The sequence below is a fragment of the Conchiformibius kuhniae DSM 17694 genome (assembly GCF_000428785.1).
GTDB classification, from domain to species: Bacteria; Pseudomonadota; Gammaproteobacteria; order Burkholderiales; family Neisseriaceae; genus Conchiformibius; species Conchiformibius kuhniae.
The window spans coordinates 26,044-48,917 of the sequence record NZ_AUAP01000011.1 but is presented as its reverse complement, the minus strand read 5'-3'; the positions used below and the strand labels follow the sequence as shown (position 1 = coordinate 48,917).

The 22,874-nt window shown below is 56.0% G+C and carries 20 protein-coding genes; 15 read left to right on the top strand and 5 right to left on the bottom strand.

Translation table 11 applies throughout. The features are described 5' to 3' along the window. Window positions 1–73 precede the first annotated feature (73 nt). The 4 genes from purL (at window position 74) to G392_RS0105385 (ending at window position 6,543) form a co-directional block, all read left to right on the top strand. Complete coding sequence (gene purL, locus G392_RS0105400; RefSeq protein WP_027009414.1) at window positions 74–4,039, top strand: phosphoribosylformylglycinamidine synthase; 3,966 nt, start codon at window positions 74–76, stop codon at window positions 4,037–4,039. 71 nt (window positions 4,040–4,110) lie between these two features. Beyond that, window positions 4,111–5,430 carry an MATE family Na+-driven efflux transporter gene (locus G392_RS0105395; protein ID WP_027009413.1) on the top strand — a complete coding sequence of 440 codons (1,320 nt, stop codon included), beginning with the start codon at window positions 4,111–4,113 and terminating at the stop codon, window positions 5,428–5,430. A 57-nt stretch (window positions 5,431–5,487) separates the two neighbouring features. Further along, entirely contained in the window at window positions 5,488–5,943 is a 456-nt protein-coding gene (locus G392_RS13010) for a DUF6636 domain-containing protein (protein ID WP_156900814.1), read from the top strand. A 12-nt stretch (window positions 5,944–5,955) separates the two neighbouring features. Next, on the top strand, window positions 5,956–6,543 hold the full coding sequence (locus G392_RS0105385; RefSeq protein WP_027009412.1) for a YqiA/YcfP family alpha/beta fold hydrolase: 588 nt from the start codon (window positions 5,956–5,958) through the stop codon (window positions 6,541–6,543). A gap of 15 nt (window positions 6,544–6,558) precedes the next feature. Here G392_RS0105385 and rpe read toward each other — a convergent pair whose 3' ends face one another. Then, window positions 6,559–7,242 (bottom strand): ribulose-phosphate 3-epimerase, encoded by a 684-nt coding sequence (gene rpe, locus G392_RS0105380; protein ID WP_027009411.1) that lies wholly within the window; start codon window positions 7,240–7,242, stop codon window positions 6,559–6,561. A gap of 194 nt (window positions 7,243–7,436) precedes the next feature. On the opposite strand from rpe, the gene G392_RS0105375 reads away from it, so the two are divergent. The 7 genes from G392_RS0105375 to G392_RS0105345 all read left to right on the top strand — a co-directional run bounded on the left by G392_RS0105375 (window position 7,437) and on the right by G392_RS0105345 (window position 13,576). Further along, entirely contained in the window at window positions 7,437–7,853 is a 417-nt protein-coding gene (locus tag G392_RS0105375) for a Spy/CpxP family protein refolding chaperone (protein ID WP_156900813.1), read from the top strand. Window positions 7,854–8,092: 239 nt separating this feature from the next. Beyond that, window positions 8,093–9,052, top strand: a complete 960-nt coding sequence (locus G392_RS0105370; RefSeq protein WP_027009409.1) for an acetyl-CoA carboxylase carboxyltransferase subunit alpha — start codon at window positions 8,093–8,095, stop codon at window positions 9,050–9,052. A 263-nt stretch (window positions 9,053–9,315) separates the two neighbouring features. Beyond that, window positions 9,316–10,443, top strand: a complete 1,128-nt coding sequence (gene zapE / locus G392_RS0105365) for a cell division protein ZapE (protein ID WP_027009408.1) — start codon at window positions 9,316–9,318, stop codon at window positions 10,441–10,443. 115 nt (window positions 10,444–10,558) lie between these two features. Beyond that, entirely contained in the window at window positions 10,559–11,011 is a 453-nt protein-coding gene (locus G392_RS0105360) for a hypothetical protein (protein WP_156900812.1), read from the top strand. A gap of 45 nt (window positions 11,012–11,056) precedes the next feature. Continuing rightward, window positions 11,057–11,794 (top strand): class I SAM-dependent methyltransferase, encoded by a 738-nt coding sequence (locus tag G392_RS0105355; protein WP_027009406.1) that lies wholly within the window; start codon window positions 11,057–11,059, stop codon window positions 11,792–11,794. A gap of 3 nt (window positions 11,795–11,797) precedes the next feature. Continuing rightward, the gene (locus tag G392_RS0105350) at window positions 11,798–12,499 is read left to right on the top strand and encodes a hypothetical protein (RefSeq protein ID WP_027009405.1); all 702 of its coding nucleotides are present in this window, start codon (window positions 11,798–11,800) and stop codon (window positions 12,497–12,499) included. A gap of 75 nt (window positions 12,500–12,574) precedes the next feature. After that, a complete protein-coding gene (locus tag G392_RS0105345) occupies window positions 12,575–13,576 on the top strand; it encodes a 2Fe-2S iron-sulfur cluster-binding protein (RefSeq protein ID WP_027009404.1) in 1,002 nt (333 codons plus the stop codon). Here G392_RS0105345 and uvrB read toward each other — a convergent pair. Both uvrB and G392_RS0105335 read right to left on the bottom strand, forming a co-directional pair. Further along, entirely contained in the window at window positions 13,566–15,569 is a 2,004-nt protein-coding gene (gene uvrB / locus G392_RS0105340) for an excinuclease ABC subunit UvrB (protein WP_027009403.1), read from the bottom strand. The genes G392_RS0105345 and uvrB overlap by 11 nt on opposite strands. A gap of 115 nt (window positions 15,570–15,684) precedes the next feature. Further along, window positions 15,685–16,392, bottom strand: coding sequence for a phosphoribosyltransferase (locus G392_RS0105335; protein ID WP_027009402.1), 708 nt, complete (start codon window positions 16,390–16,392; stop codon window positions 15,685–15,687). Window positions 16,393–16,580: 188 nt separating this feature from the next. Here G392_RS0105335 and mgtE point away from each other — a divergent pair, with 188 nt between their 5' ends. Then, window positions 16,581–18,008 carry a magnesium transporter gene (gene mgtE / locus G392_RS0105330; protein WP_027009401.1) on the top strand — a complete coding sequence of 476 codons (1,428 nt, stop codon included), beginning with the start codon at window positions 16,581–16,583 and terminating at the stop codon, window positions 18,006–18,008. A 45-nt stretch (window positions 18,009–18,053) separates the two neighbouring features. On the opposite strand, the gene ttcA is transcribed toward mgtE, so the two are convergent. Together ttcA and G392_RS0105320 are read right to left on the bottom strand one after the other, a co-directional pair. Beyond that, on the bottom strand, window positions 18,054–18,956 hold the full coding sequence (gene ttcA / locus G392_RS12220; RefSeq protein WP_034334508.1) for a tRNA 2-thiocytidine(32) synthetase TtcA: 903 nt from the start codon (window positions 18,954–18,956) through the stop codon (window positions 18,054–18,056). An 18-nt stretch (window positions 18,957–18,974) separates the two neighbouring features. Continuing rightward, window positions 18,975–19,358 (bottom strand): MAPEG family protein, encoded by a 384-nt coding sequence (locus G392_RS0105320; RefSeq protein WP_027009400.1) that lies wholly within the window; start codon window positions 19,356–19,358, stop codon window positions 18,975–18,977. 162 nt (window positions 19,359–19,520) lie between these two features. Between G392_RS0105320 and G392_RS0105315 the strand changes: the two genes are divergently transcribed. The 3 genes from G392_RS0105315 to recN all read left to right on the top strand — a co-directional run bounded on the left by G392_RS0105315 (window position 19,521) and on the right by recN (window position 22,853). Continuing rightward, window positions 19,521–20,681: a DUF4349 domain-containing protein gene (locus tag G392_RS0105315; protein ID WP_027009399.1), complete on the top strand. Its 1,161-nt coding sequence runs from the start codon at window positions 19,521–19,523 to the stop codon at window positions 20,679–20,681. An 11-nt stretch (window positions 20,682–20,692) separates the two neighbouring features. Then, window positions 20,693–21,013 (top strand): iron donor protein CyaY, encoded by a 321-nt coding sequence (gene cyaY, locus G392_RS0105310; protein ID WP_027009398.1) that lies wholly within the window; start codon window positions 20,693–20,695, stop codon window positions 21,011–21,013. A gap of 169 nt (window positions 21,014–21,182) precedes the next feature. Next, a complete protein-coding gene (recN, locus tag G392_RS0105305; RefSeq protein WP_027009397.1) occupies window positions 21,183–22,853 on the top strand; it encodes a DNA repair protein RecN in 1,671 nt (556 codons plus the stop codon). The last annotated feature ends 21 nt before the right edge of the window (window positions 22,854–22,874 follow it).

The following is a 22,874-nucleotide window of genomic DNA, read 5'->3' as shown; positions in this document are numbered from 1 at the left end:
CAATGTTCAAGCAGCTTGAAAACGTTTTTGGCGTATAATCGCGCCCACTTCCCACTTTCTAACGAGTAGTCAGATGTCTGTTTTGTTGTCTTTGCGCGGTGCGCCCGCGCTTTCTCTGTTCCGCATTGAAAAATTATGGCAAAAAGCCCGCGCCGCCGGGCTGCCTGAAAACGGCTTGCACAGCGAATTTTGGTATTTTGCGGAATGCGAAAACGAACTTTCCGCCGCCGATGCTGACAAACTCCGCGCCCTACTCGCCGCCGACAGCGTGTCCGCGCCCGCCACGCCTGCGGATAAAACTTTGTTTCTCATCACCCCGCGCATCGGCACGATTTCGCCGTGGGCGTCCAAAGCCACCGACATCGCCCGCAACTGCGGTTTGCACGGCATCACACGCATCGAGCGCGGCACGGCGGTTTACCTTTCAGGCAGCCTGAACGCCGGGCAAAAACAACAATGGGCAGCGCTGCTGCACGACCGCATGACCGAATCCGTGCTGCCCGATTTCGCCGCCGCCACGCAACTGTTCGCCCACCCCACCGCGCAAACCTTTGCCACCGTGGACATTTTAAACGGCGGCAGAAACGCGCTGGAAACCGCCAACCGCGAATTGGGCTTGGCATTGTCGCCCGATGAAATGGACTATCTGCTGGAAAATTATCAAGCCTTGCAGCGCAACCCCTCCGATGTGGAACTGATGATGTTCGCCCAAGCCAACAGCGAACATTGCCGCCACAAAATTTTCAACGCCGATTTTATTTTGGACGGCGAAGCCCAGCCCAAATCCCTGTTCCGCATGATACGCGACACCCACGAAGCCGCACCGCACGGCACGGTGGTCGCCTACAAAGACAACGCTTCCGTCATCGAGGGCGCGAACATCGGACGTTTCTACCCCGATGCCGACCGCAACTACCGTTTCCACCAAGAAGACACCCACATCATCATGAAAGTGGAAACCCACAACCACCCCACCGCCATCGCCCCGTTTGCGGGCGCGGCAACGGGCGCGGGCGGCGAAATCCGCGATGAAGGCGCAACGGGGCGCGGTTCGCGTCCGAAAGCGGGCTTGACCGGTTTTACCGTGTCCAATCTGAACCTGCCCGAGCTGCCCCAACCTTGGGAACAACCCTACGGCAAACCCGAACACATCGCCAGCCCGCTTGACATCATGATTGACGGGCCCATCGGCGGCGCGGCGTTCAACAACGAATTTGGTCGTCCGAATTTACTCGGCTACTTCCGCACCTTTGAAGCCGAACACGAAGGCGCGGTGCGCGGCTACCACAAACCGATTATGATTGCCGGCGGCTTGGGCAATATCCACGCCGCGCAAACCCACAAACACGAAATTCCCGCCGGTGCGCTGCTGGTGCAACTGGGCGGGCCCGGCATGCTGATTGGTTTGGGCGGCGGCGCGGCATCGTCTATGGACACCGGCAGCAACAGCGCCGATTTGGACTTCAACTCCGTGCAGCGCGGCAACCCCGAAATCGAACGCCGCGCCCAAGAAGTGATTGACCGTTGCTGGCAGCTCGGTGCGGAACGCAATCCCATTGTTTCCATTCACGATGTCGGCGCGGGCGGTTTGTCCAACGCCTTTCCCGAACTGGTCAATGACGCCGGTCGCGGCGCGGTGTTCCAACTGCGCGATGTGCCGCTTGAAGAACACGGTTTGAGTCCGATGCAAATCTGGTGCAACGAAGCGCAGGAACGCTATGTGTTGGCGGTGCTGCCTGAAAACTTGGACACCTTCCGCCAAATTTGCGAACGCGAACGTTGCCCGTTTGCCGTGGTCGGCACCGCCACCGATGACGGGCATTTGCAGGTGCGTGATGATTTGTTTGCCAACAATCCCGTTGATTTGCCATTAAATATCCTGCTCGGCAAACCGCCCAAAACCACCCGCCGCGACAGCCGCAGGCTGCCTGAAAAACGCGAATTCAACGCGGGCAAATACGACCTGCGCGAATCCGCCTACCGCGTGTTGTCGCTGCCCGCCGTGGCTGCCAAACACTTCCTGATTACCATCGGCGACCGCAGCGTGGGCGGCATGACGCACCGCGACCAAATGGTCGGTGCCTACCAAACCCCCGTAGCCGACTGCGCCGTTACCCTGATGGGCTTTGACACCCATCGCGGCGAAGCCATGAGCATGGGCGAAAAACCCGCGCTCGCCCTGCACAACGCCCCCGCTTCGGGGCGCATGGCAATCGGCGAAGCCATCACCAACCTTGCCGCCACCCCCATCGGCGACATCGGCAACATCAAACTTTCCGCCAACTGGATGGCAGCCTGCGGCGTGGCGGGCGAAGACGAAAAACTCTACCGCACCGTAGCAGCCGTTTCCCAAACTTGTCAGGAGCTTGGCATCAGCATTCCCGTTGGCAAAGACAGCCTGTCGATGAAAACCGTGTGGCAGGAAAACGGCGCACAAAAATCCGTAACCGCGCCTTTGAGCCTGATTGTTTCCGCCTTTGCGCCCGTGCAGGACGTGCGTAAAACCGTTACCCCCGAATTGAAAAACGTTGCCGACAGCGTATTGTTGGCGGTGGATTTGGGCTTCGGCAAAGCGCGTATGGGCGGTTCGGCATTAAGCCAAGTGTGGAACGATTTGAGCGGCGAAAGCCCCGATATTGACGCAGACTGCCTGAAAGCCTTTTATCAAGTGATTCAAAAACTGGTTTCCGAAGATAAATTATTGGCGTATCACGACCGTTCCGATGGCGGCTTATTTGCAACGTTGGCAGAAATGTCGTTTGCGGGGCAAAGTGGATTAAATGTTGATTTAGGCGAGGTATTAAAAAAATATTTACCTATCCATCACCCTGAATTTAAAAACTATGCTGATTTTATTGAACAATGCAACGAACGGGAATTAAGCGACGAATTTATTGAAGGGATTGCCGCTAATATTTTGTTTAATGAAGAATTGGGGGCGGTAATACAAGTCGAGCGTTCTAATTTGGCATATGTTAAACAGGTATTTTCCCAGTACGGTTTAGGCGATGTTACTTTTGAAATCGGCACACCCAATCCTACCGACCCCGAATTTAATCTGTATAGCGGACGATATGTATTCTGTGAGAACTATCCCAGTGTGCAACGTGTATGGCAACAAACTTCTTACCAAATCCAAAAACTGCGCGACAACCCCGCTTGCGCCGACAGCGAATTTGCCCTGATTGGCGATGAAAAAGCCCGTTTGTTCGCCAAACTGCCCTTTGATGTGAAAGAAGATATTGCCGCGCCGTTTATCAGCGCGGGCGCGAAACCCAATATCGCCGTTTTGCGCGAACAAGGCGTAAACGGACATTTGGAAATGGCGGCGGCGTTTACCCGCGCCGGCTTCAACGCGGTGGATGTGCATATGTCCGACCTGATGGCAGGGCGCATCAAACTTGCCGATATGCAGATGCTCGCCGCTTGCGGCGGTTTCAGCTACGGCGATGTGCTGGGCGCAGGCGAAGGTTGGGCGAAATCCATCTTGTTCCACGCCAAATTGCGCGATGAATTTGCCGAATTTTTCGCCCGTCCCGACACACTCACGCTGGGCGTGTGCAACGGCTGCCAAATGGTCAGCAATCTGGCGGAAATCATTCCGGGCGCGGCGGCGTTTCCGCGTTTCCGCCGCAACGAAAGCGAGCAGTTTGAAGCGCGTTTGAGCATGGTGCGCGTGCCGAAGTCGCACAGCCTGATTTTGGCGGAAATGACGGGGGCGATGCTGCCTGTGGTGGTCAGCCATGGCGAGGGTCGCGCCGATTTTGCCGCGCACGGCGATTTGGCAAAGGTGGACATTGCTTTGCAATATATTGACGGCACGGGAGAAATTACCCAAACCTATCCGCTCAATCCCAACGGTTCGCCGCAGGGCATTGCGGGCGTGTGCAGCGCGGACGGGCGCGTTACCATTATGATGCCGCATCCGGAGCGCGTGTTCCGCAGCGCACAAATGAGCTGGTGTCCCGATGAGTGGCAGGGCAGCGAGTTGGGCGGCTGGTACCGTTTGTTTGCGGGGGCGCGTAAGGCGTTGGCGTAAATTTCGGGCTGCCTGAAAGCGGGGAAAACCGTTTTTCAGGCAGCCTGAATCACACAACACAAGGAACAATCATGAAAACTTTTGATTTCCGACTTTGGTTTGCATTTTTGCTGATTAGCCTGATTCCCGCCACACTCAACCTTATCCGCTTGCATTTCATCGGCAATATGCCCAACGAATGGGGCTTTAATATTGCCAGCCAAATCCAATGGTTGAACATCGGCTACGAAGTCATTCAAGAAGCTTTTCTGATTCCCCTGTTCTTTATGCTTGCCAACGCGCAAAAACACGGCGAAACACATTTTCACCGCAACGCCGCACAAGGCTTCACCCTTATAAGCGGCGTTTATTTATTATTATCGGTATTGATATTTGTTTTTGCAGAGCATTTATTGGCGCATCTCAAACAAACGCCACATCTGATTGCCGACACCGGCGTTTATATCCGTTTGGAATCGGTTGCCATCATGTGTTCCATCGCAACGGAATATTTAATCGTCTATTTGGCAGTAAACCGCAATTATAAAGACATCATTTTATTTTCAATCATCAAAACCGCATTATTGCTTGTTTCGGACTGTCTGCTGGTTGCCGATAACCGTTTTTCCCTGCAAATGGGCGTCAATGGCATTGCCGTTTCCAATATTTTGATTAACGGCTTATTGACCCTGTTTTTAATCTTCAAAACCAATATGTTCCCATTTTTTCAACGGAATAATTGGATTTGGGACAAAGCGTGGTTCAAACAATGGTTTCACTTGGGCGCATTTTCGGGCTTGGAATCGTTTGTCCGCAATGCCGTATTTGCCCTGATGATTTTACGCATGGTAAACGAAGTAGGCGAACAAGGTGCCTATTGGATTGCCAACAGCATTATTTGGGGCTTTTTACTGGCACCCGCTTTAGCATTGTCGGAAGTGGTTAAGCGGGACGTTGCCGCCGATGTCAATCATATCCGCACACACACATCGTTCTATTTGAAATTGACCGCTTTATTTTGTGCCGTTTGGCTGTTATCCATGCCTTTTTGGGCGTGGTTCGTCCAATATGCCGTCCAAACAGACCAATCACAAACTGTTGTCAAAATTATGTTTTTACAAACGGTATTTTATTTGAGCTTTATGTTCAACTACAGCGTTTTTGACGCAACCTTAAAAGGCTTGGGCTTAACCCGTTATATGTTGTACCAATCCATTTGGATTAATATTGTGTATTATGGACTGGTGTTTGCTTTATATTATTTTGACACCATTAAAATCAACTTAATCAGCATTTCCTTGATTTTCGGCATCGGCATGCTGTTGGACATGATACCCACATGGTATTTGTATCAACGTGCTTTGCACTCACACGGTTTGAAATTCGCAGATTGTTTCCGCACAAAACCATGAACGACATACATGCCGCCACATTCGGTTTTCCAACTATCCTTGTAGAAGGTGCAAAACATGAAGTACATCACATCTTTCCTTTTCGCCAGCGCCGTTTTGCTGTGCCACGCCGCGCAAGCCGATACGGGCGTAACAGACTTTCAGGGCTTCCACACCCAGAACCACACGGTTAGTTGTGTGGGCTACCGCCAAAGTGCCGAAAATCCGTCTTTTGTCGGTTGCAGCGTAAACGGCGAATTTGTCAAACACAAATACAAACGGGACAAAGATTGCGAACTGGATTGGGGTTCCAATTTCAGTGTCCGCAAAAAGGGGAAAGCGGAAATTGATTGCGCGGGCGACACTTATGCCATAGGCGATGAGAGCCGTCTGTTAAAAACGGGGCAAACCGTCAGGGGAGACGGCTGGACGTGTACCGCCGTCAAAGATAACGGCATCAAATGCCTGAATACGCAAGGCAACGGCTTTGTTTTAAGCAAGAAAAAACAAATGCTGATTCATCGGAAACGCTAAAGGTACATCTGTATGAGATTGATTTATCTGCACGGCTTGAACAGTGATGCCAACAGCAAAAAAGGGCAATTGCTGCACGACTATTGCATCCGCAACCACCCCGAGGTGCGTGTGTTGCGCCCCGACTTGAATCTGCCGCCGCCGCAGGTGATGGATTTGTTGGACAGTTTGCTGGCAGAACCCGAGCCGACTGCCGTTGTCGGAATGTCTTTGGGCGGATTTTTCGCCCTGAAAATGCACGAACGCCACGCTTGCCCGATGGTGCTGCTCAACCCCAGCATCCGCCCCGACCAATCGCTCACGCGCTTTTTCCCGTGCAAAAATCCGCACGCGGACACGGTGGGACACACCACCGAAGGCGGTTGGCAGCTCAAATGGGCGGATATTGAATGGTTTGCCGCCAACCCCGCGCCGCCGCCGCAACGCCCCGAACGCTGTCTGCTGCTGGTGCAAACGGGAGACGAACTGCTGGATTACCGCAAGGCGGTGGCGCACTGCGCCGGTGCACGGCACATTATCGAGGCGGGCGGCGACCACCGCATCAGCGATTTTCACACCAAGCCGGCGCAGATTGTGCCGTTTCTGCTCTCCGGTGCGTGAAGCCGCGATGCCTGTTTATGTCTGTTGTGCGGCGGCGATGTTGTCGCGCATGGTTTGAATCACGGCGGCGTAGTCTTGCTGCCCGAAAATCGCCGAACCTGCCACAAAGGTGTCCGCACCCGCTTGGGCGGCGGCGGCGATGTTGGCGGGGGTGATGCCGCCGTCCACTTCCAATGCGATGCGCCGTCCGCTTTGGGCGTGGTGGCGGTCGAGCATTTGCCGCACTTGGCGGATTTTGTTCAGGCTGGAGGGCAGGAAACTCTGTCCGCCAAAGCCCGGATTCACCGACATCAGCAAGACCATGTCCAGTTGTTCCAACACGTTTTCCAACAGGCAAACGGGGCTAGCGGGGTTCAGCACCAAGCCTGCCTGCAAGCCTGCGCTTTTAATCAGCGACAGGCTGCGGTGGACGTGGCGGCTGGCTTCGGGGTGGAAGGTGATGATGTCCGCGCCCGCTTTGATAAAGGCTTGAATCATGTCATCAACCGGCTCAACCATCAAATGCACGTCCATCGGGACGGCAGCGTGGGGCTTGATGGCTTGGCACACCATCGGCCCGAAGCTCAAATTCGGCACATAATGGTTGTCCATCACGTCAAAATGAATCAAATCGGCACCTGCGGCAACCACGTTTGATACTTCTTCGCCCAAGCGGGCAAAATCCGCCGCCAAAATGCTGGGGGCGATGCGGTAGTCCATAAAACGGCTTTCTTTTTGAGTTTTACAAAGGTTTGACTTACAATCATTGTGCGGGGTGCATCTGCCGATTATAGCGTCTATGCCTTGGCACTGCCATACGCCGTGACGGCGGGTGTGCCTGATTTTTCAAGCAAGGCAGGACAAGCCCGCATGATGCGTGCCGCCGCACCAACCTTTGACGGAAACACAGCCATATGATTTTTCTCCGGACACGGCACGGGTGTGCCGCTTTGACGGCATTGTGCCTGTCGGCAATCATGCCCTCTGCCGCCGCTTTCGACATCCGCCCCAACTGCGATTTGCGTATGCTGGAGCTGAACGCCAAACAGCGCGAACGGCTGCAACTGCGCCGTCAGCAATACAAGGACCAAATGCGCCAAATCCAAGCCGACAACCGCCGCCGCAAAGACGTGGGCTTGCACGCCCTGCTCGCCAAACCGCCGTTCGACCGCCACCAAGCGGGCAAAATCGCCCAAGAACGCTACACGGACGACATCAAACTCACGGTGGCGGAGCTGAATTTTTACCACGATTTGTTTCAAATGCTCGACCAACGCCAACGGGAGCTGTGGCTGGACAAATGTGTCGGCGACACAGACGGACGGCGGTAAGCAAATGTTCTAAAATCGTGCAAAAAACACCGTTATCGCGTATCATGCCGCCTGAATGCCGATTGCGCCCGCACACAAATTCCGTTTTGCGTGCGGGCAAATGGATAAGGTTTCAACACACGGGGCGGCACATCAAACACCGCATGGCTTGCCCCGCTTCGGACGGGCTTGCGCCCCGCCCGGACAAAAGCTGATTTTACCGCCATCAACGGCGGGGTTTCAAACCGAAAGGAATTTTGATGAAGCCCGTATTTTTGGATTTTGAGCAACCGATTGCCGAGCTGACAAAAAAAATTGAAGAACTGCGCTTTGTGCAGGGCGATTCGGCGGTGGACATTTCGGACGAAATCGACCGTTTGCAGAAAAAAAGCCGCGATTTGGCGAAGTCCATTTTTGCCAAACTCACGCCCGCGCAGGTGTCGCAGGTGTCGCGCCACCCGCAACGCCCCTACACGCTGGACTACATCGCCGCCTTGTGCAGCGATTTTCAGGAATTGCACGGCGACCGCCATTTTGCCGATGACGATGCCATCGTGGGCGGGCTGGCGCGGTTTAACGGCGAAAGCGTGGTGGTCATCGGGCATCAGAAAGGGCGCGACACCAAAGAAAAAATCCGCCGTAATTTCGGTATGCCGCGCCCCGAAGGTTACCGCAAAGCCTTGCGCCTGATGCACACCGCCGAGAAATTCGGGCTGCCTGTTCTCACTTTTGTGGACACGCCGGGCGCGTATCCGGGCATCGGCGCGGAAGAGCGCAACCAGTCCGAAGCCATCGGCAAAAATCTCTACGAACTCACGCGCTTGCGCGTGCCGGTGTTGTGTACGATTATCGGCGAGGGCGGTTCGGGCGGCGCCTTGGCGGTGGCGGTGGGCGATTATGTGAACATGCTGCAATACGCCACTTATTCGGTGATTTCGCCGGAAGGCTGCGCGTCTATTTTGTGGAAAACCGCCGAAAAAGCCGCCGATGCCGCCGCCGCTTTGGGCATCACCGCCGACCGTTTGCACAAACTCGGTTTGGTGGACGAGGTGATTGAAGAGCCTTTGGGCGGGGCGCACCGCGACCATGCCGAAACCGCCGTGCGCGTGAAAGCAGTGTTGGAAAAACAGCTTGCCGAAGCGCGGGCGATGCCGCTTGATGCGCTGCTGGCGCGACGTTTTGAGCGGATTATGGCGTACGGGCAGTTTGCCGAGAAATAATTTCAGGCTGCCTGAAAACGGTTTTTTCCAATCTAATCTTCATCTTTCAAAAACAACGGGGCTTCATGAAAATCTTTTTTCCGTTTGAAACCCCGTCATTGATAGCGGATAATAAATAGGGAGAGGTCATGCCTCTCCCTATTTCAGGTGCAACATATAGGGTATGCTTTATGTGTCGCCCTGTGAGTTGAAACATAATGTTGCCCTGTTTTTTTGTTTTCAGGCAGCCTGAAAATCCAACCCTTTTTCCCGATACGCACACCATGACCGACCAAACCCGTTTCACCCCGCCGCCCTTTGCCAACCACAGCCCCTTAACGTGGTATCAGGCAGCCGCCCAACAACCCGCCTTTATCCGCGATGCCGCCCAACAACGCGCCATCGAGCATCTCGACCGCCTGTGGACGGAACTGATGATGTTCAAACGCAAACGCAACCGCTTTCTCGGACGCAGCCTGCGCTCCCCGCAAGTACCGACCGGACTGTATTTTTACGGCGGCGTGGGGCGCGGCAAAAGCTTCCTGATGGACGCGTTTTTCGGCTGCCTGCCCTACCGCCGCAAACGGCGCGTGCATTTTCACGCCTTTATGGCGGAAGTCCACAAACGCATGCGCGACAAACGCGGCGAAACCGACCCGCTTAAAGCCGTTGCCAAAAACATCGCTGAAGAAACCCGTGTCTTGTGTTTTGACGAATTCCACGTCAGCGACATCGCCGATGCCATGATTTTGGGGCGTTTGCTGGAACACCTGTTTGCCGAAGGCGTGGTGCTGGTGGCGACTTCCAACTACGCCCCCGCCGAACTCTACCCGCAAGGGCAAAACCGCAGCAGCTTCCTGCCCACCATCGCCCTGCTGGAAAAAAAACTCACCGTGCTGAACGTGGACAGTGGCGAAGACTACCGCATGCGCACGCTCACCCCCGCCGATGTGTTTTACATTCCCAACCACGATGCCAACGAAGCCAAACTCGCCGCCCTGTTCGCGCAACTCACCGGCTCGCCCGCCAAAGCCGAAACCGTCAGCATTCACGGGCGCGACATTCCCTGCAAAGGGCGGGCGGGCAAAGTGATGTGGTTTGACTTCCGCGCCCTGTGCTTCGGGCCGCGCTCGCAAGCCGACTACCTGTGGCTGGCGGAACATTGCACCCATATCCTGATTTCCGGCATCGAGAAAATGTCGCCCAACGAAAAAAACGAAGCCCGCCGCCTGACCCTGCTGGTGGACGTGTTTTATGACTACCGCGTGAAACTGTGCGCCACCGCGCAAGTGCCGATGGACGAACTTTATACCGAAGGCGATTTCGCCCATGAATTTGTGCGTACGGTAAGCCGTTTGGTGGAAATGCAGTCGGCGGATTATTTGGGACTGGCGCATTTGAGTTTGAAATAATTTTCAGGCTGCCTGAAAAATCGTAGCTTGGGATAACAACATCAACCTAACCATTTTTATGAATGGCTCATCTTGATTTATCCCAATCTACTGTTAAGACAAGGAAGATTTATTGATGGAATCTCAAGATAAAAAAACTGAAGACAGAAAAGCTGATTTGGGAGCTTTGACAATATGGATTCCCATTTTATGGGCAGCAGGTAGTATAGGTGTTTTTGTAACAACTGAATGTAGATGGTTGAATATAGAACAGTTTAAGTTTTGGATTTGGTTTTGTGGAGGAGGTTTTATAGGAAGTACCCTGCCTTGGTCAAAACAATTGTTAATAAAATTATTTCAGGGACATGCAAAATGGGGGGAATGTGGCATCTTGATTGTCTTTGTTTTGATTCAGGGGTTTGTATTTATTATGATAGCATACCCAAGCATTATATCGGATCGCATCAAAATTACACCAATATCATTTTTAATGTTGTTGGGGTCTTGGTTCTTGATAGAAACGTTAATGCAGGCGAAAGATGGTTTAGAATATGATGATTTAAAAAGGATAATTAAAAGTAGGCGGTAGTTTTCCTGATGATTTAATTTCATAATTTATTTGTTTTATGAGCTTATGCTGTTATTCACCCAATCCCCCGAAACCCTGCCCGAATATGCCCTCTCCCCCGCTTTGCACATCACGTCCACGCTGCCTGAAAACGGTGTGTACCTGCACCACGATGCGGACGGCATCGCCCTGTGCCAAGCCGGACAAAAAGGGCGGGTGCGCGTGGATTTTGTCGGTGGCGCGGCGAACCACCGGCGCACCCAAGGCGGCGGCGAACTGATTGCCAAAGCGGTCAAACACAGCGTCCACGCCACCGTTTGGGACGCTACGGGCGGTTTGGGGCGCGATGCTTTTGTGTTGGCGGGCTTGGGTTTGCGCGTGCGCGTGTTTGAACGCCACCCCGCCGTGTTCTGCCTGTTGGCGGACGGTTTGGCACGCGCCGCCGCGTGTGCGGACACGGCGGAAATTGTCAAAAATATTTCGCTGCATCAGGGTGATGCCGCCGAGTTGTTGCCCGAATACGCGGCACGCTACGACCGTCCCGATGTGGTGTACCTCGACCCGATGTATCCGCAACGGCAAAAGTCCGCCGCCGTGAAAAAAGAAATGGCGTATTTTCACGCGCTGGTGGGGCAAGACGGCAACGATGCCGCGCTGTTTGCCGCCGCCCGTGCCTGCGCCGTCAAGCGCGTGGTGGTGAAACGTCCGCGTTTGGGGGCATTTTTGTGCGGGGAAGTTCCGTCTTATCAATATGTTGGCAAATCCACGCGCTTTGATGCTTATTTGCCGTTTCAGGCAGCCTGAACAATGAAAATCATCAGCAAATACAAAGATTTTTATGATTATCTGGTCGGCATGTACGGGCAAGACCCCGTGCTGGTGTACGACCGCCGCGATGGCAGCGATGCCGCCGCGCTCACGCCGCCCGCGCCCGAACAAGAAGCGCGTTCGGGCGCGTGCGTGCGCCATGCGCTGCTGTGTGTCGGCGATGAATGCGTGCATTTGTTCGTTGGGCGCAATCAGGTGTTCAGCCATTGGAATTTGCTTGATGCGGAAGACTTTTTTGAACTCGGGAAACTGTATCATTATTGTGTCGGCATGGGCGAGCCGCTTGAGCCTTTGGCGTTTCAAAATGGCGAACGCTATGTTTTGCTGTCCGATTTACATGAAAGTTGGCAGAATTTGCGCGGAGAAAACGTGCGGGCTGCGCCCGAGTTCGCCCGTTTGTTCGGTGCGGAAAACGCCGATGTGCCGGTTTTGCTGTGGCAGGGCGAAGCGGTGCGGCGCGGACGCTACGCCAACGAAGTCGCGGCAACGGTGTGGTGCAATCCGTGTTTGCAGCGTTTGGGCGTGTATTTGGACGCGGATTGGGTGTGGCGGACGTTGTCGCAATTTTTGTCGGACGTGCGCGCCCGCAGCGAAATGCGCCACGAAGCCCCCGACCGCGACAAAATCGTCAATAAGGGTTTTGATGAACGGGTTTCGTTCCGCCCGAAAATGCGGAAATAGCTTTCAGGCAGCCTGAAAACGTTTTTTCGCATTATAATGCACCCCCGAACACCAGCCGTTTTCCAAACCAAAAATATGCCGCAAATCACCATTTCCCCCAGCCAAACTGTTTTTACCGCCGAATCCGGCGAAACCATACTCGCCGCCGCGCTGCGCAACGGACACAACCTCCCCCACGCCTGTCAAAGCGGCGTGTGCGGTTCGTGTCGGGCACGGCTGGTGTCGGGAAAAGTCCTGCCCAACGGCGAATATGACGACTATGTGCTGACGCCGGACGAACACGCCGCCGGCATGGTTTTGCTCTGCTGCAACCGCGCGGACGGCGACGTGGAAGTGGACATGCCCGCCTACGCGGGCGCGAAAGCCGTTACCGTGCGCACCGTTCCCGCCCGCGTGTTGTCGGTGGACGTGCGCGGCGCGGACATTGCCGTGTTGAAAGTCGCCCTGCCCAAAGCCCCGCCGTTCAAATTCTACGCGGGTCAATACATGGACGTGCTGCTCAAAGACGGCAGCCGCAGCTATTCCGTTGCCAACGCCCCCGCGCAAACCGATGTGTTGGAATTCCATATCCGCCGCCACGACAAAGGTTTGTTCTCGCCGATGCTGTTTGACGGGCGCGTGAAAACGGGGACGATTTTGCGCCTGCGCGGGCCTTTGGGCGGTTTTACCCTGAACGGGGAAAGCAGCCGTCCGATGATTTTTCTCGGCACGGGAACGGGCTTCGCCCCGCTCAAAAGCCTGCTCGCGCATCTGGCGGACACCGCGCCCTACCGTCCCGTGCATCTGTATCACGGCGTGCGCCATGCCGATGAACTGTATGACGAGTCCGAATTGAACAACCTGCTGTCGCGCCTGTACGGAGCGCGTTACACGCCCGTTTTGTCGCGCCCCGATGCCGCGTGGACGGGCGCAACGGGCTATGTGCAGCAGCAGCTTGAGCGCGATTATCCCGATTTGACCGGCTGCGAAGCCTATGCCTGCGGCTCGCCCGCGATGATTGCGGCGGCGCGGAGCGTGTGTCTGGCGCGCGGGCTGGACGATGCGGCGTTTTACAGCGATGCGTTTGTCAGCAATTAAGCAACAACCGTTCTTTCAATTCACGGATTTGGTCGCGCAACACCGCCGCCTCTTCAAACTGCAAATCCCGCGCCGCCTGCTGCATCGCCTTTTCCAAACGGGCGATTTCTTTCAAAGCATCGGCTTCGTTCAGCGCGGGCGTGTTCGGACTGCCTGAAGCTTTATCGTCCGCATGGTACACGCCGTCAATCAAATCCTTAATTTGTTTGCTGATTTGCTGCGGAACGATGCCGTGTTCTTGGTTAAACGCGATTTGTTTTTGGCGGCGGCGCTCGGTTTCGTCCATCGCCGCACGCATGCTGTCGGTGATTTTGTCGGCGTACAAAACCGCCACGCCGTTCACATTCCGCGCCGCCCGTCCGATGGTTTGAATCAGGCTGCGGTGCGAACGCAAAAAGCCTTCCTTATCCGCGTCCAACACCGCCACCAGCGACACTTCGGGAATGTCCAAACCTTCGCGCAGCAGATTGATGCCCACCAGCACGTCAAACACGCCCAACCGCAAATCCCGAATGATTTCAACCCGTTCCACCGTATCAATATCGCTGTGCAGATAGCGCACCTTGATGCCCAAATCGCCGTAATAAGCAGTAAGCTGTTCCGCCATGCGCTTGGTGAGCGTGGTTACCAGCACGCGCTCGCCCGCCGTGCTGCGTTTGCGGATTTCCGCCAGCAAATCATCAACCTGCGTGGCAACGGGACGGACGATGATTTGCGGGTCAATCAGCCCGGTGGGGCGGACGAGCTGTTCCACCGTTTGTCCCGAATGTTCGGCTTCGTACTGCGCGGGCGTGGCGGACACAAACACGGTTTGCGGCATCACGCGCTCAAATTCGGCAAAGGTCAAAGGGCGGTTGTCGCGGGCGGACGGCAGGCGGAAGCCGTAGTCCACCAGATTTTGTTTGCGGGCAGCATCGCCTTTGTACATCGCGCCGATTTGCGGCACGGTAACGTGGCTTTCGTCAATAAACAGCAAAGCGTCCGGCGGCAGATAATCCAACAGCGTGGGCGGCGGTTCGCCCGCCGCTTTGCCGGAAAAATGGCGCGAGTAGTTTTCAATGCCTTTGCAAAAGCCCATTTCATAAAGCATTTCCAAGTCAAAACGGGTGCGCTGCTCAATGCGCTGCTGCTCTACGGGACGGTTTTCTTTGGCAAAAAAATCAATTCGTTCGCGCAATTCCGCCTTGATGCCCTCACAGGCGCGCAGCACGGTTTCGCGCGGGGTAACGTAGTGGCTGGACGGAAACACGGTGTAACGTCCCACGCGCTGTTGCAGGCTGCCTGAAAGCGGGTCAAACACGTCCAAACGCTCGATTTCATCGTCAAACAGGCTGATTCGCAGAGCAATATCGGCACTCTCGGCGGGATAAACGTCAATCACGTCGCCGCGCACGCGGAAGCTGCCGCGTTTGAAATCCACATCGCCGCGCTCGTACTGCATCGCCGCCAGAATTTTCACAATTTCATCGCGCCCCAAAATCTCGCCTTCTTTCACCGACAAAATCATTTGCTGGTATTCGCGCGGGTCGCCGATGCCGTAAATGGCGGACACGGTGGCGACAATCACGGTGTCGCGGCGGGTCATCAGGTTTTTGGTGGCGGACAGGCGCATTTGCTCGATGTGTTCGTTGATGGCGGAATCTTTTTCAATAAACAGGTCGCGGCTGGGGACGTAGGCTTCGGGCTGGTAATAATCGTAATAGGAAACAAAGTATTCCACCGCATTTTCGGGGAAAAAGCCGCGCATTTCGGCGTAAAGCTGGGCGGCAAGGGTTTTGTTGTGCGCCATAATGATGGCGGGACGGCCGCTTCGGGCGATGACGTTGGCGATGGTGTAGGTTTTGCCCGAACCGGTTACGCCCAGCAGGGTTTGCGCGGACAAACCGTCATGCAGACCGTCCAACAGCGCGGCGATGGCGGCGGGCTGGTCGCCGGCGGGGGGAAAGGGTTGGTGCAGGACAAAGGGGGAATGGGGGAAGTTGATGATTTGCATGGCAGGGGAAAATGCGGGGAAAGCGCGGATTATAACGTCAGCAAAGCTGCCCGAATGATTTTTCAGGCAGCCTGAAAACTAACCACGCAGCATCTGCCGAATTTGTTTTGCCGCATCAGCCATTTCCTGCCGCAATGATGCGATTTCGGACGGTTTCAGATGTCGTGCGGGCATGGATGATGAATCTTGCTTCCCATTCGGTAAGTTTGTCAAAGCCGTAGCCGAAGTGTTGATGCCACCATTGTTCCAAGTCGCCATGTTGTTGCCTTAATTGATGAAGTGTATTGAAATCCAGTCGCAATTGTACCGAATATTGCTTGCCGGTCAAAGCGTATGCACCAATCACACAAGCACCCTGCCGTTCAAGATGACCTTTCAGCGCGGCAAACGTTCCGCCTTGCGTTTGGGTGTCGTCCACCAGAAAATAATGTTTGCCGCTTGCCGCGATGCCGTCAAATTTCGGCGGATTCGCCAAGCGGTGCCAGCCATCGCTGCCCGTGCGGGAAACGCGAGTGCTTTGCACCACATCGGTCGCCACCGGCAAATGCAAACGGCTGCCGATGATTTCGGCAACGGCAAGCGGAATTTTGTTGCGCCCTGCACTTTCTTCTGCCAAAACGGGCAACAAAACCGCTTGCCTGTTGCCGATAAGCGGTTTGAGTGCGGTAATGCCCTCGTCCGATACCAAGTCCTGTGCCAAACGCAGAGCGGCAAGGGCATCACCTGCTTTGGCGGCAGCGTAATCGGTGTGTGTGGTGGCATCGCTCAATTTGCGGTCAATCACCGTATCGGGAAAATCGTTTTGCCAAGCACTGCGCATCATCGTGTTGCCGTTTTGAAAAGAAAAGGGGTGATTATAGTCAAATTGCCGTACTGCTGCCGTTTGTAAAAATCTGATAGAATAATCCGTTTTTCTTTTCCGCCCCTCGCCCGATGGACGAACCGCCGTCTTGTCTTTACCCCTAAAACCCTGCCGTTCCGCCCCGCGCCACACGGCAGGCGGAGCCGACCATGTCCCAAGAACCCCGTTACCACGAAGCCGAACGCCTTGCCGCCGACCTTGAACGCATTCACGAGTTGGCGGAAGCCCTGTTGCCGCACCTGCCGGACGAACACGCCCCCGTTCCCCCCGCGCTGCCCGAAGCCGCCGACCGCCTGAACACGCTCACCGCCATCTTGCACGAGCTGCACCCTGCGGATGTCGCCACCGTTTTGGAACACCTGCCGCAAAAAGAACGCGCTTTGGTGTGGCGTTTGGCAAACCCCGAAGAAGACGGCGACGTGCTGCTGGAAGTGTCCGAAGCCGTGCGCGAAAGCCTGATTGAGGACATGGACGATGCCGAGCTGGTGGCGGCGGTGGAAGACATGGAAGCGGACGAGTTGGCGGAGCTTGCCGACAGCCTGCCGCAGCAAGTCGTTGCCGAAGTACTGAAAGACTGGGACGATGAAGAACGCGCCCAAGTTCAGGCAGCCATGTCCTACCGCGACGACCAAGTCGGCGCGATTATGGATTTTGAAACCGTCAGCGTGCGTGCCGATGTCAGTTGCGAAGTGGTGCTGCGCTACCTGCGCCGTTTTGACAGCCTGCCCGACCACACCGACAAAATTTTCGTGGTGGACGACCACGATATTTTGCAGGGCGTATTGCCCATTCGCAAACTGCTGGTATCCGACCCCGATGATTTGGTGGAAAACGTGATGGCGCGGGACGTGGTGCGTTTCCGTCCCGAAGACGATGCCGAAGAAGCCGCCGCCGCGTTTGAGCGTTACGACTTGGTAACCGCGCCCGTTACCGACCACAACCACAAACTGATTGGGCGTTTGACGGTGGACGAAATGGTGGACGTGATTCGCGAAGAGGGCGAAACCGATATGTTGAACATGGCGGGTTTGCAGGAAGAGGAAGACCTGTTCGCGCCCGTGTTGCGCTCGGTGCAGAACCGTTGGTTTTGGCTGGCAGTGAATTTGTTTACCGCCTTTGTCGCCAGCCGCGTCATCAACCATTTTGAACACACCATCGCGCAAATTGTCGCTTTGGCGGCGTTGATGCCGATTGTGGCGGGCATCGGCGGCAATTCCGGCAACCAAACCATCACCATGATTGTGCGGGCGATGGCGATGGGGCAGCTTTCCGGCATTCAGGCGATGCACCTGCTGAAAAAGGAAATCGGCGTGGCTTTGGTCAACGGCGTGTTGTGGGGCAGCGTGATGGGGGTGATTTCCTATCTGCTCTACCACAACACGGGCATCGCGCTGGTGATGGTGGCGGCGATGACGCTGAATTTGCTGTTGGCGGCGGTGTTGGGCGTGATGATTCCGGTTACGATGGAAAAATTCGGCAAAGACCCGGCGTTGGGCAGCTCGGTGCTGATTACGGCGGTAACGGATTCGGGCGGGTTTTTGATTTTCTTGGGGTTGGCAACGGTGTTTTTGATTTGATACGGCAACACGCGCACCTTGTCGGCACGGTGCGCGTGTTGCGTTTCAGGGCTTGGGCTTGTTGCCCAAAATATTGATGACTTTGCGTTTTTCCGAAAACACATCGGGCGGGGTTTCGCGGTCAAACGCGGTATCGCCGCCGTACGGCAGGGCTTGCCCGCGCTGCAATCCCGCAAAATCAAACAATTGCGTGTCCGCCAAATGCGAAGGCACCACGTTTTGCAGCGCGGCGAACATGCTTTCAATCCGACCCGGAAAACGCCTGTCCCAATCGGCGAGCAGGTCTTTGATGATTTGGCGTTGCAGATTCGGCTGCGAGCCGCACAAATTGCAGGGAATAATCGGAAATTGCTTCAGCTCGGCATAACGCGCCAAGTCTTTTTCTTTGCAATATGCCAAAGGACGAATCACGATGTGTTCGCCGTTGTCGGAAACCAGCTTGGGCGGCATGGCTTTCAGTTTTCCGCCGTAAAACATATTTAAAAACAAGGTTTCCAAAATGTCTTCGCGGTGATGCCCGAGCGCGATTTTGCTACAGCCGTTTTCCTTTGCCACGCGGTACAGTACGCCGCGCCGCAAGCGGCTGCACAGCGAACAGGTGGTTTTGCCCTCGGGTATCACGCGCTTGACCACCGAATAAGTGTCTTCTTCCACAATCAGATACGGCACGCCGATGCCGTGCAGGTAATCGGGCAGGACGTGTTCGGGAAAACCGGGTTGTTTTTGGTCGAGATTGACGGCAAGCAATTCAAATTCAACGGGCGCGGAAGCCTGCAAATGGCGCAGAATGTCCAGCAGCGCGTAGCTGTCTTTGCCGCCCGACAGGCACACCATGATTTTGTCGCCGTGTTCTATCATGTTGAAATCATTGATGGCATCGCCAACGGCATGGCGCAGGCGTTTGTGCAGCTTATTGTTTTCCAGTTCGGTTTTGCTTTTTTGGGACATGGCTTCGGGCGGGAAAAATTAAAAGGCTGCCAAAAACAGGGCGACAACCGCCAGCAGGTTCGCGCCGAAACACAGGCTGCGCCGTGCGGGTTGGTCTTTGATGTAGCTGTAAATAAAGGCGATGCGCCCCAGCACGAACACCAATGCCCAAAAGTTGATGGTCAATTGTGCGGCTGCGCCCGTAGCGTGGGCGATGATGACGGCGGCGGCAAAGGCGGGAAAAATTTCGTAGCAGTTTTGCTGGGCGGCGTTGGCACGGGCGGCCGCGCCTTCGGTTTTGGCAAGAAACTCACGCGGATTGCGGTTGTCGGCAACGGTAAATCCACCCGCTTTTTTGGCATACACGGCGCAAAAAAGCGGCATCAGCACGGCAAGCAAAACGCAAAAATAGGCAAAAGTCATTCATTATGCTCCTGAAAAGACAAACACGCCGGTGCGGCGGACGTTCGGCACACGGCGCATTATAACGGATATTGCGCCGATAAATCCGATAAAACGGGAAAGATTTGGTATAATTTGGCAGATGTGCGTTTCCGATGCGTTCGGAAACAAAAGAGGTTTGTTATGGAAAAATTCCGATATTGTTTATTTTTCGGGGCGTTGTCGCTGCTGTTGGCGGCGTGCGGCGGTCAGCCCGAGCGCAAGGAACACGGCAGCGCCGCCCCGCCCGCACCCACTGCGGTTGCCGACAAAGACAAATATTTGACTTCGGACAGCTTTCCGTTCGATTGGCAAGAGCAGATACAGGCGCAGATGCAAATGGCTTCGGAAGTCGGCGGGCAGCAGACGCGCCGCGTTCCCACCATTGCCCAAGCCGATTTGGTGTTCGTAACCAACGACGTACGCACCGCATCACGCGATATTGCCAATCTCACCCAACAATATCGCGGCCACCTTTCCAAAAACAATGTATTCCACATCCCCGACCCCGCCCAGCGTTACACGCAGGCAGACGGCAGCGTGGTGGTGCTCACCCGCTACAGCTACGGGGCGGAAATGGAAATGCAGATTCCGCACGAGCAGTTGCAAAACTTTTTGGCGGCATTGTCCCAATACACCACCGTGCTGAGCAGTCAGGTGCAAACCGAAAACCGCATCAGCGATTTGCGCCTGCAAGCCCTGTACGAGCAATACCAACAACACCGGCAAAACGCTTCCGCCCAGCCGGCAGGACACGTTGCGCCCGCACAAAGCGCACCCGACACCGCCGCTTCGTCCGAAGCCGCCGCATCGGCAGCCGCTTCCGCACCTGCGCCGTCCGCCCCCGTGCCGGTGAAAAAAAGCCATTGGGCGCATCAAAACGAGTTTGAGCTGCTCCAACGCCTGTATTGGCAAAAACAAACCGAATCGGCAACCATCCGCCTGAAATTCACCCAGCCCGTTCAAACCGACAGGAAAGGCGAAGACAGCATGCAGGTTCTGGTCGAACAAAGCCGTCCGGCTTTCGGCAGCATGCTGGCGCCGATGTTCCGCCAAGGCTGGAGCGGATTTTTGGGCGTGGTGCTGTTTTTCATCGGCATTTGGCCCGTTGCCTTGGGCGTGCCCCTGCTGTGGCTGGGCTGGAAACGCTGGCGTCAGTCTGCCAATGCGGAAAACCCCGTTTTGGACGAAGCCTTCCGCACGGACGACCCCGCTCCGCCGCCCTATCGCGAACCCCACCGCCGCCAACCGCGCCAACGCCCGCAGCAGCGCAATTATTTTGACGACGACGACGATGATTTTTAAGGACGCACGCCATGACGGAAACCGAATTTTTACAGCATTCCGACCACCTGTTTGCCCACATTGAAGACACGCTTGACGCGGGCGGGTGGGATTTCGATTGCCGCTTCAGTGGCAATGTTTTGACCATCGAAGCGGCGGACGGCACGCAAATCATCGTGAACCGCCACACGCCCAATCGGGAGTTGTGGATTGCCGCCAAAAGCGGCGGCTACCACTTTGCGTGGCGCAACGGCCAATGGCTGTCGGCGCGGGACGGCAGCGAATTTTTCGCCGTACTCGGCACGGCATTGGGCGATGCGTGCGGCGAAACGGTGGCGATTGCCGCGCCCTGAAGTTGCGCCGTCATGCCCGTGCATGACGGCATTTCCATCGTTGTTCCGATGACGGCACCCGATTGCGCATGCCGTCATTTTGTTGCTGCGCCGCTCTGCCGCGTTTGCATGGCAAAGCGGGGGCATTGGCGATATAATCCGCCGCTTTGCCAACGCGCCCGATATTGCCATGCTGCTCAGTCTTTCCCTACACAATTTTGTTCTGGTCGAACAGCTTCATCTCAATTTCCAACAAGGCTTTACCGTGCTGACGGGCGAGACGGGCGCGGGCAAGTCGCTGACTTTGGACGCGCTGGCACTGCTGTTGGGCGGCAAGGCGGATTTCGGACAAATCCGGCACGGCGCAAAGGAAGCACAGTTGGCGGCATTGTTCGACCTCGACGGCGCAGACACTTTAAAAGCGCAGTTGCGCGAACAGGGTTTGCTCGATGAAGACGGCACGCAGGTGTCGTTGCGGCGCATCATCGATGCCAAAGGCAAAAGCCGCAGCTTCATCAACAACCACGCCGCCACGCTTGCCCAGTTGAAGCAGGTGGGGCAGCATCTGATTGACGTGCACGGGCAAAATGCCCATCATTCGCTCAACCGCGAAGCGGCGCAACGCCAGTTGTTGGACGCATTTGCGGGCAACGGGGCGTTGGCGGACGAAACGCGCCGCCGTTATCAGGCGTGGCAGGATTGTTCCCGACAGTTGCAGCAGGCACACGACCGTGCCGAAAGCCTTGCCCTCGAGCGCGAGCGTTTGGAATGGCAGGCGGGCGAGCTGGAAAAGCTGGCAACGTATGCGGGCGAGTGGGAAAGCATCAATTTGAGTCATGACCGTTTGGCACACGCGGCGGCTTTGTTGCAGGCGGCGGCGGAAGCGGAAGCGCACATTGGCGGCGAGCAGGGTTTGCAGCACACGGTGGCGCGGTGCATGAAAATTTTGTCGCCGCTCGCGCACATCGAGCCGCGTTTTGCCGAATGTTTGGACATGCTGGCGGCGGTGGAGGCGGAAGCGGGCGAAATTGTCAGCAATTTGGGCGCGGTGGCGGCGCAGGTGGAGCTGAACCCCGCAGAATTGGCGGCGCAGGAAGAACGCATCGCGCAATTGATGTCTGCCGCCCGCAAATACCGCACCGGGCCGGAGCATTTGCCCGCCAAGCTGGACGAAATCCGCACGGCATTGGCAAATTTGGAAGCCGCCGCCGACGTGGACGCGCTGCAACGCCAATGCCGCGATGCCGAAGCCGCCTACCGCAAAACGGCAGGGCAGTTGTCGCAACGCCGCCGCGAAGCGGCAGAACGCCTGAGCGCGCAAACCCTTGCCGTCATGCGCGAACTGGCGATGGGCGGGGCGCGGTTTCAGATTGAGCTGCCCCCGTCCGAACCTGCCGCACACGGCTTGGAGCAGATACGGTTTCAAATTGCCGCCAATCAGGGTGCGCCCCTGCGCCCGCTCAACAAAGCCGCATCGGGCGGCGAATTGGCGCGCATCAGCTTGGCACTGCAAACGGCAGTGGGGCAATTCGCCCGCATTCCCACCCTGATTTTTGACGAAGTGGACACAGGCATCGGCGGCGGCACCGCCGAAACGGTCGGACGGCTGCTGCGCGACATCGGCACGCGCCACCAAGTGCTGGCGGTAACCCACCTGCCGCAGGTGGCGGCGTACGGCGAACACCACTGGCGCGTGTCCAAACACAGCCGCAACGGACAAACCTTCAGCCGCATCGACCTGCTGGACACAGACGGGCGCACCGCCGAACTCGCCCGCATGCTCGGCGGCGAAATCCTGACTGACACCACCCGCCGCCACGCCGCCGAAATGCTCGCCGCCGCACAAAACCACATGGTATAATTTGCCCATTTTTCCGCGAAA